Below are 1,857 nucleotides of genomic sequence, written 5' to 3'. Positions count from 1 at the left end.
CGCTTAGTGCGGCTGCAAAGCCGATGAAAGATAGTTGATGAAAGTTCAATACGGAGAAGAATTGGCGAATCGCTCTGGCCCCGAGTCATGCGGCATGCATCGCGAGGTACATGTCGAAGCGTTGACAGGGGAAACCGACAGGCCAGCCATTGAGCCGCGAAATAGTTCCTCTGGGATGCCGACGCTGTTAAGCGAAGCGGAAGGCAACACGGAGCACGACGATAATCGCAAGTCGTGCGCTGATCCTGCGCGGTCGGAGACCCTGTGCATGTCGGGAAGTCTTTCATACGGAAGCAGCGAGATCTCATTGGTGTCCGGCGCCACATGGCCGGACAGGGCTGGGAAGGTCAATGACCGTAATCCAGCCATTGACGCCGGTGAGAAGTCGGATACGCCCATAGTACCGAAGAAGTTGCCGAACAAAGGGGATGACCCGGCGGAGGTGATGGAGGGAAGGGGCGTAACCAAAGGGAACGCCGACGAGGACCCCGCGCCCCGGACTCAGAGCCGGGATATAAGCGCGTCGACGGGACTCGAAGGCGTACGTGAAGCAGCTCGACGGAATCGGAAGTTGCGCTTCACGGCACTGCTGCACCACGTTACGCCGTCACTGTTGGTGGAGAGTTTTTATGCTCTTCGCAAGCAGGCAGCGGCAGGCGTGGACGGCGTAACGTGGCACGACTACGAGAGCCAGCTTTATGGGCGCGTACATGAACTGCACCGGGAGATTCATTCGGGTGCCTACCGTGCACAAGCGTCCAGAAGGGTTTGCATTCCGAAAGCGGACGGCAAGTTGCGTGCGTTGGGGATTGCAGCGCTGGAAGATAAGATTGTGCAACAGGCCGTAGCAACGGTACTGAGTGCAATCTACGAGCAAGACTTCCTCGGGTTCTCGTACGGGTTTCGACAGGGACGCGGTCAGCACGACGCGCTTGATGCCTTATCGGTAGGGATTTCGGATCGGAAAGTAAACTGGATTTTAGATGCGGATATTCGTTCGTTCTTTGATGAAATTGATCACGAATGGATGCTCCGCTTTCTAGAACATCGGATTGCTGACAGACGAGTAATTCGCATAGTCCGAAAGTGGCTCAGGGCAGGCACTATTGAGGATGGACGCCGCATCGCCTCTGTGCGGGGGACACCTCAGGGCTCTGTGATTTCGCCCTTGCTTTCAAATATCTACTTGCACTATGTGCTGGATTTATGGGCGCAGCAATGGCGCCAACGACATGCTACTGGCGATGTCATCCTCGTACGCTACGCCGACGACAGTGTGGTGGGCTTCCAATACGAAGGCGATGCAAAACGATTCTTGGCGGCACTGCGGGAACGTCTTGCCAAATTCAAACTGAAACTTCACCCGGACAAAACGCGGCTGATTCGCTTCGGGCGATTCGCCGCGCAACAACGTCAAGAGCGTGGGGCTGGAAAGCCGGAGACATTTGATTTTCTGGGCTTCACGCACTGCTGTGGCACGGCTAGGTCGAATGGCCAATTCAAGATCATTCGGTTGACGAGCAAGAAGCGGATGCGTGCATCGCTGGCGAGCATCCGGCAAACGCTGATGCGGCGTCGCCATGAACCAGTACCCGTAGTAGGTCGATGGCTGAGGCGGGTGATCCAGGGGTATTTTAACTATCATGCGGTGCCGGGCAACCTTCGCCGCTTGTCGGGCTTCCTTTACGCAGTGCGCCGCTCTTGGCGTCACGCACTGCTGCGAAGAAGTCAGCGGCATCGGCTGCCTTGGTCACGGTTCAGCCGTGTGATCAGCAAATACCTGCCCCCTTGCAAAGTACTTCACCCGCATCCGTCGGAACGGTTTTACGTCAACACCTTTGGTAGGAGCCGTATGCA

The 1,857-nt window shown here is 56.5% G+C and carries 1 protein-coding gene; it reads left to right on the top strand.

The window, feature by feature from the left end; all coding sequences use genetic code 11:
- Nucleotides 1-37 precede the first annotated feature (37 nt).
- On the top strand, nucleotides 38-1,857 hold a 1,820-nt coding region (gene ltrA / locus EOS_RS04620; protein WP_063779060.1), incomplete at its 3' end, for a group II intron reverse transcriptase/maturase.

Origin of the sequence: Caballeronia mineralivorans PML1(12) (assembly GCF_001028175.1) — a bacterium.
Classification (GTDB): Bacteria; Pseudomonadota; Gammaproteobacteria; order Burkholderiales; family Burkholderiaceae; genus Caballeronia; species Caballeronia mineralivorans.
Note: the sequence above shows the minus strand (reverse complement) of the source record. Positions and strands in the feature narration are given on the sequence as shown.